A 14,759-nucleotide genomic window follows, 5' to 3' on the forward strand; every position below is an offset into this window, starting at 1 on the left:
GGCACCGCACGATGATCGAGTTCCGCTCCGTCACCAAGACCTTTCCCGACGGCACCCGTGCCGTCGATGACTTCAGCCTGGTGCTGCCCTCGCGAAAGACGACTGTGTTCGTCGGTTCGTCGGGGTGCGGCAAGACCACCCTGCTGCGCATGATCAACCGCATGGTCGAGCCCACGACGGGCGATGTGCAGATCGACGGCGAAAGCGTGCTTGGCGCCGATCCGGTCGCGCTGCGCCGCAGCATCGGCTACGTCATGCAGAACTCCGGCCTGATGCCGCACTTCACCGTGCTCGACAACGTCGCCACGGTGCTGCGCCTGACCGGTGCCGGGCGTCGGCAGGCGCACGAGCGCGCCCGCGTCATGCTCGACACCGTCGGCCTCGATCAGGCTCTCGCCGATCGCTACCCCAGCCAGCTCTCGGGCGGGCAGCAGCAACGCGTCGGCGTTGCCCGCGGCCTTGCCGCCGACCCGAACATCCTGCTCATGGACGAACCCTTCGGGGCCGTCGATCCGATTGTGCGCGCAGATCTGCAGCAAGAGCTCATCCGTCTGCAGAGCGAGCTCGACAAGACCGTCGTGTTCGTCACGCACGACATCGACGAGGCGTTCCTGCTCGGTGACCAGGTCGTCATTCTCGACAAGGGCGCGCGCGTGGTGCAGGTCGGCAGCCCCAGCGAGATCATCGAGAACCCCGCCGACGACTTCGTCGCGGCGTTCATCGGGGCAGAGCGCGGCCGCCGCGCGCTGCGGGTGAAGCAGACCGCGCGCGGTGCTGTCGTCGTCGACTCCGAGGGGCGCACCCAGGGACGCCTGCTCGCGGATGCTGCGGATGCGAGCTCTGCGACGCCATGAGCTGGGTCGTCGACAACCTCGGGCTGATCTTCGAGCTGACTCTGGTGCATCTGCGCCAGAGCATGATCGCGATCGTGCTCGGCCTGGTGCTCTCGATTCCGCTCGGCTGGGTGGCCTGGCGATTCCGGCTGGTGCGCGGCCCGGTTATCGTGCTCACCGGCCTGCTCTACACGATCCCGTCGCTGGCCCTGCTGATCCTGATGCCCGCCGCGCTCGGCTACTCGGTCATCAGTGAAGCCAACCTCGTCGCGGCGCTGACGATCTACGCCGTCGCGATCCTTGTGCGCGCCGTGGCCGACGGGCTCGACTCGGTCGACCCGGGCGTGCGTCAGTCGGCGACCGCGATGGGATACGCGGCGCCGCGCCGATTCTGGGGTGTGGAACTGCCGTTGGCGGGTCCCGTCATCCTCGCCGGGCTGCGGGTGACGGCCGTGTCGACCATCTCGTTGGCGACCGTGGGGATTCTGATCGGGGTGACCAACCTGGGCTACCTGTTCACCAACGGGCAGCAGCGCCGCCTGGTGGCCGAGGTGCTCGCGGGCGTGGTCGCCGTGGTGATCATCGCGCTGCTCGTCGACCTGCTGCTGCGTCTGCTCGGTCGCGTGCTCATGCCGTGGTCCAGAACCGTTCAGGCCGTCGGAGGTGCGTCATGAACCTCTTCGCCGATGCCTTCGCGTGGCTGTTCTCACCCGAGCGGCTGCAGGGCCCGTACGCGCTGCAGACCCTGCTCGGACAGCATCTGTTCTACACGGTCGTTTCGGTCGCTGTCGCCGCCGCGATCGCCCTGCCGATCGGCTGGCTGATCGGTCACACCGGCAAGGGGCGCGAGATCGCCGTGGCCATCTCGGGCGCCGCCCGTGCCGTGCCCTCATTCGGTCTGCTGGTGCTGCTGGTGCTCGTGCTGGGCGTCGTGCGCACTCCGCTCGCCGCCGTGATCACCTTCGTGCTGCTGGCGATCCCGTCACTGCTGGCCGGCGCGTACACCGGCCTCGAGGCCATCGACCGACGCGAGATCGACGCGGCCCGCGCCATGGGCATGACCGAGTGGCAGATCTTCACAAAGGTCGAGCTGCCTCTCGGTCTGCCGCTCCTGGTCGGCGGTCTGCGCGCGGCCGTACTGCAGGTCATCGCCACCGTCACCATCGCCGCGTACGTCAACCTCGGCGGTCTCGGCTGGCCCATCATCCAGGGCATCCCGCTGCGCCGTTTCGACCAGGTGCTGGGCGGTGCGATCCTCGTCGCCGCGCTCGCGCTGATCGCCGACCTGCTGCTCGCCGTTGCACAGCGCGCCGCCGTGCCCCACGGCGTCCGCGTGCAGCAGTCCGGAGCGCCGGCTTCCCGGCGCGCCGGGCGCGTAGCATCCGCCCCGGCCTGACAACGCCGACCCCGCCGACCAATCCTCCGCCTGACCCCAACCGAAAGGCATCCGAAATGTTCACCTCTCGCAAGACCCGCACCGCGCTCGCCGCGGGGGTCGTCCTGATCGCCGGAATCGCGCTGACCGGATGTGGAACGGGCGGCAACCCGCTCGACGAGCCCACCGACGACACCAGCGCCGACGGCGACACGATCGTCGTCGGATCGCAGGCCTACTACTCGAACGAGATCGTCGCCGAGATCTACGCGCAGGCGCTCGAGAACGCCGGCTTTACCGTCGACCGCCAGTTCAACATCGGTCAGCGCGACGCCTACATGCCCGAGATCGAGTCGGGCCGGATCATGCTGTTCCCCGAGTACACCGGCAACCTGCTGGAGTACCTCGACGACAGCGCGACGGCCACCAGTGCCGAAGACGTGTACGCCGCGCTGCAGCAGGCGCTGCCCGAGGGGCTGACAGCACTCGACTACGCCGAGGCCAGCGACCAGGACACGTACACGGTGCTGACCTCGTTCGCCGAGGAGAACGACCTGACCACCATCGCCGACCTGGCGAACCTCAGCGAGCCGGCCACGATCGGTGCGGCCCCCGAGTTCGAGCAGCGACCGTACGGCCCCACCGGGGCGAAGGACGTCTACGGTGTCGACGTGACGTTCTCGGCGACCGGCCCCGGCACGCTCGACGCGCTGCTGGCGGGCGAGATCCAGGTCGCCGATATCTACACCGCCGACCCTGCGTTCCAGACCGAGGACATCGTGGCGCTCGAGGACCCCGAGAGCATGATCCTGGCCTCAAACGTCGTGCCGATCGCCTCGGCCGACGTCGCCGACGCCATCAGCGAGGTCATCAATGCCGTCAGCGCCGAGCTCGGGGCCGATGACCTCGTCGCCCTGAACGTGCAGAGCACCGTCGACCAGATGTCGTCGCCCGAGATCGCGACGCAGTGGCTGCAAGAGGCCGGGCTGATCTGAGCCCGAAACGCAGAACGCCGGCTGAGGAATCGTTCTTCAGCCGGCGTTCTGCGTTTGCGAGAGATCAGACGCGCGAGTCCTGACGCGGGATCCAGACCTGCTTGATGATGATCAGGATCGACGCGGTCACGGGTACCGCGACCAGTGCACCCAGCAGACCCAGCAGCGTGCCGCCCGCGAGGGCGCCGATGACCACCAGCGATCCCGGCACCGACACGGCCTTGTTCATGATGCGAGGGGTGAGCACGTACGCCTCGATCTGCATGTAGATCAGGTACGCGATGGCGAAGATGAGCGCCTGCCACGGGTCTGAGAACAGGGCGATCGACGAGCCGATCACCCAGAACAGCACCGAACCCACCAGCGGGATCAGGGTGATCAGGAAGGCGATGGTGGCCATCAGCGGCGGGAACGGCAGCCCGAGCACCAGGTACATGATCAGCACGAAGGTGGCGTTCATGAAGGCCAGCACGACCATGCCCTGCACGTAGCCGCCGACCGAGTCGGTGATCTGGTCGGTGAGGTCGCTGGCGCGTGCACGGTCGCGGGCCGGGGCCAGGCGCAGCAGCGACGTCTTGATCGAGGGCAGGCCGGCGACGAAGTAGAGGGTCAGCACGAGCACGACGATGATGCCCGAGATGCCAGTGGCGATCGAGGTGCCGACCTGGAGAGCACCACCGCCGATCGCCTGCCAGGTCTCACCGCTGGTGAGGAACTTCTGAGCGTCCTGCACGAATTGCGCGAACTGATCGCCGAACTGCCCCTGCAACCAGGCGTACGCGTCGCTGCGCATGAAGTCCGAGACAAGGCCGGGAACGGAGCGAACGAACTGGGCGATCTGCTCGACGACGACCGGGATGATCATCAGCAGCACGAGGGCGAGCACGCCGATCAGACCCAGCAGCACGATGAGTACGCCGATGCCGCGCGAGAGCCCACGGCGTTCGAGGAACCGCACCGCCGGGTCGAGGCCCAGCGCCGCGAACAGTGCGAAGGCGATGTAAATCAGCACCGTCGACAGGTTCGCCAGGGTGAGTGAGAGCAGGAACGCGGTCAGCCCGCCCAGCGTGACGAGAAAGCCGAAGACGAACGGCTTGTCGATGCGGGTCCAGAACGAACGGCTCGGTGCCGGAGCGTCGACCCCTGGGCGCGCAGCATCCGCCTTCTGGTCCGTGCGCGCGGTCGCGACATCGCTCGGCGGCGTCGCCGCCGGCTCGGACTCCGTGTTCTCTGCTGAGCTCATGACGACACTCTAGGGCGCGACCCGGTCCGCGCACTGTCGATACTCGCCCGCTGCGCGCAGAATTCTCGACATCGTGCGCGAATCGCGCTCGGTGGCTGGCTATCGTGGGAGAGCGAACACCGGGAGGATCATGTCTGACGCCGCTGACCAGGTCGCCGAACAGGCTGCTGCCGAGCTGCTGCGCCTGCGCGCCAGCATCGACAACATCGACGCCGCACTGGTGTTCATGCTCGCTGAGCGCTTTCGCTGCACGCAGCAGGTCGGCACGCTCAAGGCGATGCACAGCATGCCGCCGTCCGACCCCGCGCGTGAGGAGCAGCAGACCGCCCGTCTGCGTGCGCTGGCAGAAGAGGCGCACCTCGACCCCGAGTTCGCCGAGAAGTGGTTTAACTTCGTCGTCGCCGAGGTCATCCGCCATCACACCGAGGCGGCCGAGGGGCGCTGACCGTCTGCGGGCCTTGACCGTTCGGCGTGGTCAGGCCAGTTCGTAGGCCAGCACTTGCGCGGCGACGCCGTGCAGCACCGCATCGCGCACCGCGCTGCAGCGCACCTCGACGTGCGCGCCTGGCAGGCGCGCCGACATCAGCGCGGTCTCGGCCGCGTGACACAGCCGTTCGCCCAGCAGTGCGGTGTCTCCGCTCAGTACCACCTGGGGCAGATCCAGCGCCGAGACGATCGCGGCCAGCGGGGCTCCGAGCCGGGCACCGGCCTCGTCTCGCACCGCGTCTCGCGCTGTCTCGTCAGGAGCGCTCTCGCAGCGCTCAGCGAGCACGGTAAGCCACACGTGCACGCACGTTCGGCTGCCGCAGACGCACTCCCGACCCGCGTCGCCGCCGACATCCAGGTGGGCGAGCTCGCGGGCGGTGGAAGCGTCGGCGGTGTACGCGGTGATGATCGCGGTGCTGGTGACCGCACCGAGACGCACGAGCAGGAACTCGTCGGTGCCGTGCCCCGCCTCGGCGCGGGCGACGACGTCGGCTTCGAGGCCGGTGTGCACGGTCAACGACGCGGTGGTCGGCTGAGCGGCCAGAGCCGCGTTGCATGCCGTGGCCTCATGCCGCTGGCCGAGTCCGATGCCCAGTCCGATGCCGAGCACCGCGGCGTCGGACTGCTCGACGAGTCGCGCCGCGATCGCGGCGACGGACGCGGCGACGTCGGCATCGGGATCGCGGGCGACCTCGCTGCGTAGCAGGATGCTGCCGTCGGGCGCGCAGACCGCTCCGACGATCCAGTCTGGTCCGGTGAGGTCGATGGCGATCGACTGCACGGCCCGCCGGTCGATCTCGAGCATCACCGATGGCTTGCCGACGCGCACCTCTTGGCTCTGCCCGGTCTCGATCACGATCCCCGTTGCGAGCAGTTCGCGGATCACCTCGGTGATGGTCGGGCGCGCCAGGCCGGTCATGCGCGCCAGGTCGGCACGGCTCGCGGTCTCTTCGCGGAGCAGGGTCTGCAGCACGACGGCGCGGTTGTGCCGCCGGGTGCCGTGCACCGGAAGCTGCTGCGCGGTGGCCCGCGCCGAGAGCGATACGGTCTCGGCCATCGTGCTCCTTCGGGTCGGGCGTCGCCGGGATTACTTAGTTCAATGACTAAACTTACTGTTCGAGCGTATGCTCGGCGCCGACGGATGTCAAAGATCGTCTCGACGCCCTATCGCAGAAAGGACCGCGGATGCTCGACGTGGACCTCGACGGTCAGGCCCTTGTGCGGCGCCTCAATCTGCGCCGCGCGCTGCAGCTGGTCTTCGATGGCTCGGGTCGCGAGACCCGCGCGGGGATCGCCAGGGCGACCGGGCTCACGGCCGCGACGGCTTCTTCGCTGGTCGCCGAGCTGATTACGCGCCGGCTCGTCGTCGAGGTCGGCCCCGCGGCGAGCACCGGTGGAAAGCGGGCGACGACGCTGGCCGTTGATGGATCGCATCACCTGCTTCTGGTGACGGTCATCCGGTTCAGTGATGTGCAGGTCACTCTGGTCGCGCTCGACGGTGCAGTGGTGCACGACGAGCGTGAGTCGTTCACTCCGGTGGATCGCGATGAGCGGATTCGCGGGGTGATCTCACGTGTCGGGCGACGCTACTCCTCGCGTCTGCTCGCCGCCGCGGTGCAGCTGCCCGGCGCCACCGACGGTCAGCGCGTGCTGCAGAGTGTGCAGCTCGGGTGGGTGGATGTGCCCCTGGCAGCCCAGATCGCGGATGAGCTCGGCGTGCCGACCCTGCTGGTCAACGACGTCGACGCCGAGGCCGTCGCCGAGATGACGGTCGCCGCCGACACATCCGGTCGCCGTCTGTTCGTGCATCTCGGTATCGGCATCGGGGCCGCGATCACGTTGGACGGTGAACTGGCGCCGGGGCCGTCCGCCCGGGTCGGTGAGATCGGTCATGTGCCGGTGGTGTTCGGTGACGACGCCCACGATTGCGAGTGCGGGCGCCGCGGATGCCTGGAATCGGCCGCCTCGATGACGGCGATGCTGGGTGACGGATTCGTCGAGGGGATGGATGCTGCCGCCTTCGACGCGCTGGTCGCGGCCGCTGATCCTGAGCGGCTCACCGCGGGGGCGGTCGCACTGGGACGTGTGATCACGATGCTCGCGGCGATGCTGGATCCGGCCGAGGTTGTGATCGGCGGCGCCATCGCGGGGCTCGGAGAGGACTTCTTCGCGCAGGTCCGGGCGCAGGCCGGCGTCGCGCCGACGGGCGCTGTCACGGTGCCGGTACGCGTGGCGACCTCGGGCGTCGGCGGGCACGTGGGAGCGGCGCAGTTGGCGCTCGGCTCGGCGTTGGGGGTGCGATGGTGCGCGGGGCAGTTGAGGGCATCCGCACCTCGGTGAACCCTCCCACTCGTCGGTTTAATGAGGTATTGTGAGCGTTAAGCCGCTCAAACAATCAAAAACTTACACCCGCGAGCGTCGGGTGGCCCGAGCCGAGGAGTCAGACATGACAGACACGACCGCCGGCGCGCACATGCGCGCAGAACTCGCATCGCAGCCCGAGACCTGGGCGCGTGCAGCAGGCATGCGCACCGAGCAGGCGCTGCTGCCGGCATCCGGTGCCCGCATCGCCGTCGTCGGCTGCGGCACCTCGTGGTTCATGGCGCAGTCGTACGCTGCCCTGCGCGAGAATGCCGGGCTCGGCGAATCCGACGCCTTCACGGCATCCGAGGTCCCCACCGATCGCGGCTACGACGCGATCGTCGCGCTGACCCGCTCGGGCACCACCACCGAGGTGCTCGAACTGACCGAGCGCGTCAAGGGCAAGACCCCCGTCATCGCCGTCGTCGGTGACGACACCTCGCCCCTGGTCGACCTCGCCGACACCGTCATCGCGATGCCGTTCGCCGACGAGCAGTCGGTCGTGCAGACCCGCTTCGCGACCACCGCGCTGGCACTGTTCCGCGCATCGCTCGGTGAAGACCTCGACCCGGTGATCGCCGACGCGCAGGCCGTGCTCGACAGCACCGACGACGCCGAGCTCGGCGCCGCAGAGCAGTACAGCTTCCTCGGCCTGGGGTGGACGATCGGCCTCGCCCACGAAGCCGCACTGAAGATGCGCGAGTCGTCGCAGTCGTGGACCGAGTCGTACTCGGCCATGGAGTACCGCCACGGCCCCATCGCCATCGCCGCCCCCGGCCGCATCACCTGGCAGTTCGGCACGGCCCCCGACGGCCTGCAGGCACAGGTCGAAGCCACCGGCGCCCGCTTCGTGCAGCACGCCGTCGACCCGATGGCCGACCTGGTGCGCCTGCACCGCGTCGCACTCGACCGCGCCGTCGGCAAGGGTCTCGACCCCGACCAGCCCCGCAACCTGACCCGCTCGGTCATCCTCGACGACTGAGCCCCGACCACCCGACGAGAGAGCACGTGAGCACCTCAGCCACTGACCCCACCGGCATCCCGGACGTTCCCATCGACGCCTCGGGAGAGAAGCTCGCGCGCGCCGCGTCCATCGGACACGGCGCCCCCGTCCTCGCATTCGACGTCGGCGGCACCGACATCAAGTCGGCACTGTTCGACGGCGACGGGACCGCTCTCGGCCTGCGCCGCACGCCCACCCCGGCGGGCGGCGCAGGCGCCCCTCAGCGCCTCATCGACCGGCTCGCCGAGCTGGCCGATGAACTGCGCGCACAGCACCCCGACGTCGTGCCGCAGGCCGTAGGCCTCGTCGTCCCCGGAATCGTCGACGAGCAGGCCGGCGTCGGGGTGTTCAGCAGCAACCTCGGATGGCGCGACGCGCCGATCCGCGACCTCGCCGCCGAGCGCTTCGGGCTGCCCGTCGCGTTCGACCACGACGTGCGCGCGGCCAGCTGGGCCGAGCACGTGCTCGGTGGCGCCCGCTCGTACCGCAACTCGGTCGTGCTGATCATCGGCACCGGCATCGCCGGCGCCATCCTCATCGACGGCCGCCCGCACACCGCAGGCGGCTATGCCGGTGAGATCGGGCACTCGCCGATCGGCGAATGGCCCTGCCCGTGCGGAGCGCGTGGATGCCTCGAAGCCATCGCCTCGGCCGGAGCCATCTCGCGCCGCTACGCCGAGGCCTCGGGCACCGACCTCGGCGGGGCCAAGGAAGTCATCGCGCTGGCCGCAGCCGGCGATGCGACCGCCGACCGGATCTGGAACGAGGCGCTCGACGCCCTGGCGTTCTCGATCGCGCAGCTCACCGCCGTGATCGCCCCCGAGGCCGTCGTCATCGGCGGCGGGCTCTCGCGCGCCGGCGGCGCCCTGTTCGACCAGCTGAACCTGCGCCTGCGTGACCGGCTCAGCTTCCACCGCATCCCGAAGCTCGTGCCCGCCGAACTGTCTGGCAATGCCGGCATCCTCGGGTCGGCCCTGCACGCCCGCGAAGCGGCATCCGCTGCCGGGAGCACCGCATGATCGTCACCGTCACCGCGAACCCCGCCCTCGACCTCACCTGGCACGTCGAGAAGATCGTCGCCGGCGGCACCCACCGCGCGGATGCCGGTGCCGCGCGCGCCGGCGGCAAGGGCCTCAACGTCGCCCGCGTCGCCCACGCGCAGGGAGCCGCGGCGCTCGCGATCACCACCACCGGAGGCGCAACCGGGGCCGAGTTCGCGGCGGAGCTTGAGGCGGCCGGTGTGCCGCACGTGCTCGTGCCGGTGACAGCCGCCACCCGGCGCAGCATCGCCCTCGTGGATGAGGCACTCGGCGACACGACCATCGTCAACGAACGCGGCATCGCGCCGACCGCCGTCGAATGGGACGCCCTGCGAGACAAGGTCGCGATGGCGCTCGCCGCCGGTCCCGCCGTACTCGTCATCTCGGGCAGCTTCCCGCCCGCGACGCCCGACGACGTGCTGCCCACGCTGATCGGCCTCGGCCGAGCAGCCGGCGCGACCGTGATCGTCGACACGTCCGGTCCGTCGCTGCTCGCCGCGGCGGATGCCGGTGCATCGGTGCTCAAGCCGAACGAGCACGAGCTAGCTGAGGCGACCGGCCTCGTCGACCCGATCGACGGCGCCCGAGAGCTGCTGCGCCGGGGCGCCGAACTGGTGCTGCTGTCGCGCGGTGCCGACGGGATGCTCGCGGTCACACCGGACGCATACGAACGGGGGGCCGACTCACCACATGTCGGACGATCCCCGGCATCCGGTCCGACATCTGGCGTGTCGGCCCCCGGAACGTATCGTGCGCACCCGCCGGTGAACATCCTGCACGCCCGACTCGGCACGGCTCTCGCCGGCAATCCGACGGGTGCCGGCGACGCGGCCGTCGCCGCGTGCGCCGTGCTGATGGATGCCGGCATCCACGACCCCGCGCAGATTCTGCGTCGCGCGACCGCGTGGTCGGCGGCCGCCGTGCTCATGCCCCTCGCCGGAGAGATCCACCCCACGTGGACCGAGCTGGAGAGCGCCCTGATCCTCACCCCGAAGGAGACCCGATGACCCTCGTCTCAGCCCGCGACCTCATGCGCGCATCCGCCGCCGTCGGCACCGGACTCGGCGCCTTCAACGTCATCCACCTCGAGACCGCCGAAGCCCTGGTGGCGGCCTCCGAGCGCGCCTCGCTGCCGGTGATCCTGCAGATCTCGCAGAACTGTGCCGACTACCACGGCGGTCTTGAGCCGATCGGGTGGGCCACGCTCGCCATCGCCCGCCGCGCCGAGACGCCCGTCGCCGTGCACCTCGATCACGCCGAGCGCCCCGAACTCGTCGACGAGGCCATCGAACTCGGCTTCGGATCGGTGATGTTCGACGGCGGCAAGCTCGACTACGACGAGAACGTCGCCGTCACCGCCGACGTCGCCGCCCGTGCCCGCGCCGCCGGCGTCTACATCGAGGCCGAGCTCGGTGAGGTCGGCGGCAAGGACGGCGCCCACGCCCCCGGTGTGCGCACCGACCCCGACGAGGCACGTGCCTTCGTCGAGGCGACCGGTGTCGACTCGCTGGCCGTCGCGGTCGGCTCGTCGCACGCCATGCTCGACCGCTCAGCCGCGCTCGACATCGACCTGATCGGGCGCCTGCGCGCCGCTCTGCGCGGCGCGGGCCGCGACGGTGCGGACGTGCCGCTGGTGCTGCACGGCTCATCGGGCGTCTCGGACGACGTGATCGTGCAGGCCGTGCACGCCGGTATGACCAAGATCAACGTGTCGACCCACCTCAACGGGTTCTTCACGCGCGCGGTGCGCGAGACGCTCGCCGCGGACGAGAACCTCGTAGACTCGCGCAAGTACCTGCGGCCCGCACGCGAGGCCGTTGCCGAAGAAGCGGCGCGGATGCTGCGGCTGTTCGCCCTGGTCTCCGACTGAGCCGCGCACACCACCCCAGGACCACCATGAACCGCGCCGCACGCCTGAATGCCATCCTCGACCTGCTCGCGGCGCAGGGTGAGGTGAGCGTTGATCAGCTGGTGGATCGGTTCGGGGCATCCGCGGCGACAACCCGGCGCGACCTTGACAGTCTTGCCGACCGGCGGCTGCTCACGCGCACTCACGGCGGGGCCGTGGCGCAGTCCGTGGCGTACGAGCTGCCGATCCGGTATCGCGGGCACCAGGGTGGCGCGAAGGAGCAGATCGCGGCGACCGCAGCGGCGCTGGTGGTGCCCGGGCAGGTCGTCGGGCTCTCGGGTGGCACCACCACCAACGCCATCGCGACGGCACTCGCCGCGCGCGACGATCTCGCAGAGCTGGGACTCACGGTCGTCACGAACGCGGTCAACATCGCCGCTCAGCTCGCGATGCGCCCCGAGTTCAAGGTCGTCGTCACCGGAGGAGCAATCCACCCGCGCAGCTTCGAGCTGGTCGGCCCGTTCGTCGAACAGCTGCTCTCGGGCATCCGCCTCGATGTCGCCTTCATCGGCGTCAACGGGCTCTCGGCGCCGTCGGGTGCCAGCACGCACGATGAGGCCGAGGCCGCGGTGAACCGCCTGATGGCGCAGCGGGCCGGTGCGGCCTATGCCGTGGCCGACGCCTCGAAGCTCGGAACCGAGGCCTTCGCGCATGTGGGCGGGCCGGAGCTGTTCCCGGTGGTGCTGACGGACGCTGGCGCTACCCCGGCGCAGCGCTCGGCGCTGGCGGATGCCGGGTATGAGGTGCGCGCCGGCTGACTCCGATCAGAGCCCGCGAGAGCCCGCTGCCTGCGCGAAGATCAGGCTGGTGCTGGTCGAGGCGACCTCGGGGCGCAGGCTGAGGGTGTCCGACACCAGCTCGCGCAGCGCGGCAGCATCCGACACCGCCACGTGTACGAGGAAGTCCCGGTCTCCGGCCAGGAAGTACACCCGCTGGGTCGCGGGCAGATCCTCGAGATAGCTCTGGAATCGGCGCAGGTCGCCGCGGGCATGAGCGTGCAGTCGGATGGTGATCAGCGCCTCGAGGTGTAGTCCGATCGCGGCCGGGGCGATCTCGGCGTGGAAGCCGACGATCACGCCACCTGCCTGCAGGGCGCGCACCCTCTTCAGGCACGTCGACTCGGCGATTCCGGCGATGCGGGCCAGCTCGGTGTTCGAGATGCGGCCGTTGCGGCTCAGCTCGGACAGCAGGGTGCGGTCGACGGCATCCAGGCCGGGCTGGGGCGTGGCCGAAGATTCGGATGCCATGAGACTCACTTCTTCCCCGCTGGGGCAATAATCCGACTGTTCCTGCACCAATGTACGCAGAATCTTCGAACTTTCCCCCAGCGCATCGTCGAGATCTGCATAATCGCAGGTAGCGGGCATCTCGTCGCGCCCGCGCGAAGCACACCGCAGCAGTCTCAGGAGGACGCAATGACGCGCACGATCGTCGTCGGAGCCGGAATGGTCGGTCTCGCCACGGCATGGCACCTGCAGGAACGCGGCGTCGAGGTCACGGTCATCGACCGCGTCGGCGTCGCCGCCGGGTCGTCCTGGGGCAACGCCGGCTGGCTGACGCCCGGCAAGACCATCCCGCTCGCCGACACCGGCCTGTGGACGTACGGACCCAAGGCCCTGCTCGACCCCGCCGCGGCCCTGCACGTGCCGTTCCGGGTCGACCCGGGCCTGTGGGCGTTCCTCGCCCAGTTCGCAGCGCACGGCACCCACCGCGCCTGGGACCGCACCATGGCCGACCTCACACCGATCGACCGGATCGCTCTGGAGTGCTTCGACGAGTTGATCGACGGCGGCGTGCAGTCGTGGACCCGCGAGGGACCGTTCGTGATCGGCTTCAAGGAAGAGGCCCACTCCAAGGGCTTCCTGCATGAGATCGACGGCGTCATCCGCCACGGGCAGGACGTGCCCTTCGAGAAGCTCGAGAACCCGCGTGAGCTCGCGCCGGTGCTGTCGGATGCTGTCCGTCACGCGTACCGGCTCGACGGCCAGCGGTTCTTCGAGCCCGGACCCTTCATGGAGGCGCTCGGCCAGGCGTTCATCGACCGCGGCGGCGAACTGCTCACCGGCTACGACGTCGTCGATGTCTCGTCGACGCGTCGTCCCGTGGTGACGATGTCGAACGGCGAGCGTCGCGAGGCCGATTCCGTCGTCATCGCGACGGGGGCGTGGATGCCCGCGCTGGCCCGCAAGCTCGGTGTGCGCACCCGCGTGCAGGCCGGTCGCGGATACTCGTTCAGCGTCGCGACCGAGGTTCCGCAGGAGCACCCGGTGTACCTGCCGTTCCAGCGCATCGCGTGCACGCCCTACGAGGGACGGTTCCGCATCGCCGGCACCATGGAGTTCCGCCGACCTGACGAGCCCTTCCAGCCGAGCCGAGTGCAGGCGATCATCGCGCAGGCTCGTGAGATGTTCACCGGCATCGACCTCGATGATCGCCAGGACGAGTGGGTCGGCTCGCGACCGGTCACCCCGGACGGCCTGCCGCTGGTCGGTGAGACCCAGGCGCCCAACGTGTACGTCGCGGGCGGTCACGGCATGTGGGGCATCGTGCTGGGGCCGGCGACCGGCAAGCTGCTCGCCGAGCAGATCGTCACGGGCCGCGTCGACCCCATCATCAAGCCCTTCGACCCGCTGCGCTGAGCGTCACGTTCTGGGCGCGCATCAGGCGCGCCCAGAACGTGACGAGAGCGTCAGGAGCGGGAGACCGGCTGCTGCAGTTCGGTGACCCAGTCGGTCTGGTCGTCAGACACGGCCCGGACGTAGAGTTCCCGGCATGGGCCCGCGGGTACGAGACCGCGGGCGAGGATCTCTTCGTGGATGGCCATCCAGCTGTCGGCGATCCGGTCCATGCCACCGAGGTGCACGCCGCAGATCGCGGTCGGCGCGGCGGGCAGCTCGACGATCTCCACCCCGTCGAGCGCAGGCCCCGAGTACTCGTACCCGACGGTGATCTGCATTCCGTCGTCGCCTGTGTCGTACTGCGCAATCGGGGTGGCGCGCGATGCGCCGACGGTGTCGAGTACCTCGGCGATCGCGTCAAACGCGGGGCCGACGACCGCGGCGACCTCGGCCTGCTCGGCGACCGACGCCGTGCGTGCCGCCAGACGGACGGCGGGCAGGGGCTTGTCGATGATCTCGATACGGGGCATGTGGTTCTCCTTGGCGATGTGCTGGAGGCGCCGCTCCACATCGACGAGTCTCGCGGCCGCCACTCGATGCTCGTGCTCGACCTCTTCGCGTCGCTGGTTCAGCAACAAGGTCAGGCGCTCACCGTCGATCCCGTCGTCGAGCATCGAGGCGATGTCGTCGAGCCCGAACCCGAGCTGACGCAACGCGACGATGCGATGCAGCCGGTGCAGCTGCGACGGATCGTACGAGCGGTAGCCGCTGAACGCATCGACGTGCGCGGGAACGAGCAGTCCGGAGGTGTCCCAGTGCCGCAGCATCCGATGGGTCACCTGGCCGATCTGCGCGAACGCTCCGATGGACAGCATCTATCCGTTCTCCTGCCTGCC

16 protein-coding genes are annotated in these 14,759 nt (G+C 69.7%); 12 read left to right on the forward strand and 4 right to left on the reverse strand.

The genetic code is table 11. From position 1 onward, the window contains the following. Nucleotides 1-11 precede the first annotated feature (11 nt). Genes PTQ19_RS00405 through PTQ19_RS00420 form a run of 4 tightly spaced genes read left to right on the forward strand, consistent with a single transcriptional unit; the run spans nucleotide 12 to nucleotide 3,203 of the window. The gene (locus tag PTQ19_RS00405; RefSeq protein ID WP_274368023.1) at nucleotides 12-854 is read left to right on the forward strand and encodes an ABC transporter ATP-binding protein; all 843 of its coding nucleotides are present in this window, start codon (nucleotides 12-14) and stop codon (nucleotides 852-854) included. Continuing rightward, nucleotides 851-1,507 (forward strand): ABC transporter permease, encoded by a 657-nt coding sequence (locus PTQ19_RS00410; RefSeq protein ID WP_274368024.1) that lies wholly within the window; start codon nucleotides 851-853, stop codon nucleotides 1,505-1,507. The genes PTQ19_RS00405 and PTQ19_RS00410 overlap by 4 nt, the downstream gene beginning before the upstream one ends. After that, nucleotides 1,504-2,229: an ABC transporter permease gene (locus tag PTQ19_RS00415; RefSeq protein WP_206550817.1), complete on the forward strand. Its 726-nt coding sequence runs from the start codon at nucleotides 1,504-1,506 to the stop codon at nucleotides 2,227-2,229. Before PTQ19_RS00410 ends, PTQ19_RS00415 begins: the two co-directional genes overlap by 4 nt. 56 nt (nucleotides 2,230-2,285) lie before the next feature. Then, the gene (locus tag PTQ19_RS00420) at nucleotides 2,286-3,203 is read left to right on the forward strand and encodes an ABC transporter substrate-binding protein (RefSeq protein ID WP_179409487.1); all 918 of its coding nucleotides are present in this window, start codon (nucleotides 2,286-2,288) and stop codon (nucleotides 3,201-3,203) included. 64 nt (nucleotides 3,204-3,267) lie between these two features. On the opposite strand, the gene PTQ19_RS00425 is transcribed toward PTQ19_RS00420, so the two are convergent. Further along, nucleotides 3,268-4,446 (reverse strand): AI-2E family transporter, encoded by a 1,179-nt coding sequence (locus tag PTQ19_RS00425; protein WP_274368025.1) that lies wholly within the window; start codon nucleotides 4,444-4,446, stop codon nucleotides 3,268-3,270. A gap of 130 nt (nucleotides 4,447-4,576) precedes the next feature. Between PTQ19_RS00425 and PTQ19_RS00430 the strand changes: the two genes are divergently transcribed. Further along, the gene (locus PTQ19_RS00430) at nucleotides 4,577-4,891 is read left to right on the forward strand and encodes a chorismate mutase (protein WP_274368026.1); all 315 of its coding nucleotides are present in this window, start codon (nucleotides 4,577-4,579) and stop codon (nucleotides 4,889-4,891) included. A 30-nt stretch (nucleotides 4,892-4,921) separates the two neighbouring features. Here PTQ19_RS00430 and PTQ19_RS00435 read toward each other — a convergent pair whose 3' ends face one another. Next, nucleotides 4,922-5,989 carry a winged helix-turn-helix domain-containing protein gene (locus PTQ19_RS00435; protein WP_274368027.1) on the reverse strand — a complete coding sequence of 356 codons (1,068 nt, stop codon included), beginning with the start codon at nucleotides 5,987-5,989 and terminating at the stop codon, nucleotides 4,922-4,924. A 128-nt stretch (nucleotides 5,990-6,117) separates the two neighbouring features. Here PTQ19_RS00435 and PTQ19_RS00440 point away from each other — a divergent pair, with 128 nt between their 5' ends. From PTQ19_RS00440 to PTQ19_RS00465, 6 genes are all read left to right on the forward strand, one after another. Beyond that, nucleotides 6,118-7,272 carry an ROK family protein gene (locus tag PTQ19_RS00440; RefSeq protein ID WP_274368028.1) on the forward strand — a complete coding sequence of 385 codons (1,155 nt, stop codon included), beginning with the start codon at nucleotides 6,118-6,120 and terminating at the stop codon, nucleotides 7,270-7,272. A 106-nt stretch (nucleotides 7,273-7,378) separates the two neighbouring features. After that, nucleotides 7,379-8,275, forward strand: a complete 897-nt coding sequence (locus tag PTQ19_RS00445; RefSeq protein WP_274368029.1) for an SIS domain-containing protein — start codon at nucleotides 7,379-7,381, stop codon at nucleotides 8,273-8,275. 26 nt (nucleotides 8,276-8,301) lie between these two features. Continuing rightward, nucleotides 8,302-9,315 (forward strand): ROK family protein, encoded by a 1,014-nt coding sequence (locus tag PTQ19_RS00450; protein ID WP_274368030.1) that lies wholly within the window; start codon nucleotides 8,302-8,304, stop codon nucleotides 9,313-9,315. Further along, nucleotides 9,312-10,343 carry a 1-phosphofructokinase family hexose kinase gene (locus PTQ19_RS00455; RefSeq protein ID WP_274368031.1) on the forward strand — a complete coding sequence of 344 codons (1,032 nt, stop codon included), beginning with the start codon at nucleotides 9,312-9,314 and terminating at the stop codon, nucleotides 10,341-10,343. The genes PTQ19_RS00450 and PTQ19_RS00455 overlap by 4 nt, the downstream gene beginning before the upstream one ends. Further along, entirely contained in the window at nucleotides 10,340-11,206 is an 867-nt protein-coding gene (locus tag PTQ19_RS00460; protein WP_179409480.1) for a class II fructose-bisphosphate aldolase, read from the forward strand. The genes PTQ19_RS00455 and PTQ19_RS00460 overlap by 4 nt, the downstream gene beginning before the upstream one ends. Before the next feature lie 26 nt (nucleotides 11,207-11,232). After that, nucleotides 11,233-12,003, forward strand: coding sequence for a DeoR/GlpR family DNA-binding transcription regulator (locus tag PTQ19_RS00465; protein WP_274368032.1), 771 nt, complete (start codon nucleotides 11,233-11,235; stop codon nucleotides 12,001-12,003). 6 nt (nucleotides 12,004-12,009) lie between these two features. Here the strand turns inward: PTQ19_RS00465 and PTQ19_RS00470 are convergent, their stop codons facing one another. Next, the gene (locus PTQ19_RS00470) at nucleotides 12,010-12,492 is read right to left on the reverse strand and encodes an Lrp/AsnC family transcriptional regulator (RefSeq protein ID WP_274368033.1); all 483 of its coding nucleotides are present in this window, start codon (nucleotides 12,490-12,492) and stop codon (nucleotides 12,010-12,012) included. Between the two features lie 168 nt (nucleotides 12,493-12,660). Between PTQ19_RS00470 and PTQ19_RS00475 the strand changes: the two genes are divergently transcribed. Further along, nucleotides 12,661-13,884, forward strand: coding sequence for an NAD(P)/FAD-dependent oxidoreductase (locus PTQ19_RS00475; protein ID WP_274368034.1), 1,224 nt, complete (start codon nucleotides 12,661-12,663; stop codon nucleotides 13,882-13,884). 50 nt (nucleotides 13,885-13,934) lie between these two features. Here PTQ19_RS00475 and PTQ19_RS00480 read toward each other — a convergent pair whose 3' ends face one another. Next, complete coding sequence (locus PTQ19_RS00480; protein ID WP_274368035.1) at nucleotides 13,935-14,738, reverse strand: MerR family transcriptional regulator; 804 nt, start codon at nucleotides 14,736-14,738, stop codon at nucleotides 13,935-13,937. Nucleotides 14,739-14,759 lie beyond the last annotated feature (21 nt).

The sequence above is a fragment of the Microbacterium esteraromaticum genome, from assembly GCF_028747645.1.
GTDB lineage: Bacteria > Actinomycetota > Actinomycetes > Actinomycetales > Microbacteriaceae > Microbacterium > Microbacterium esteraromaticum_C.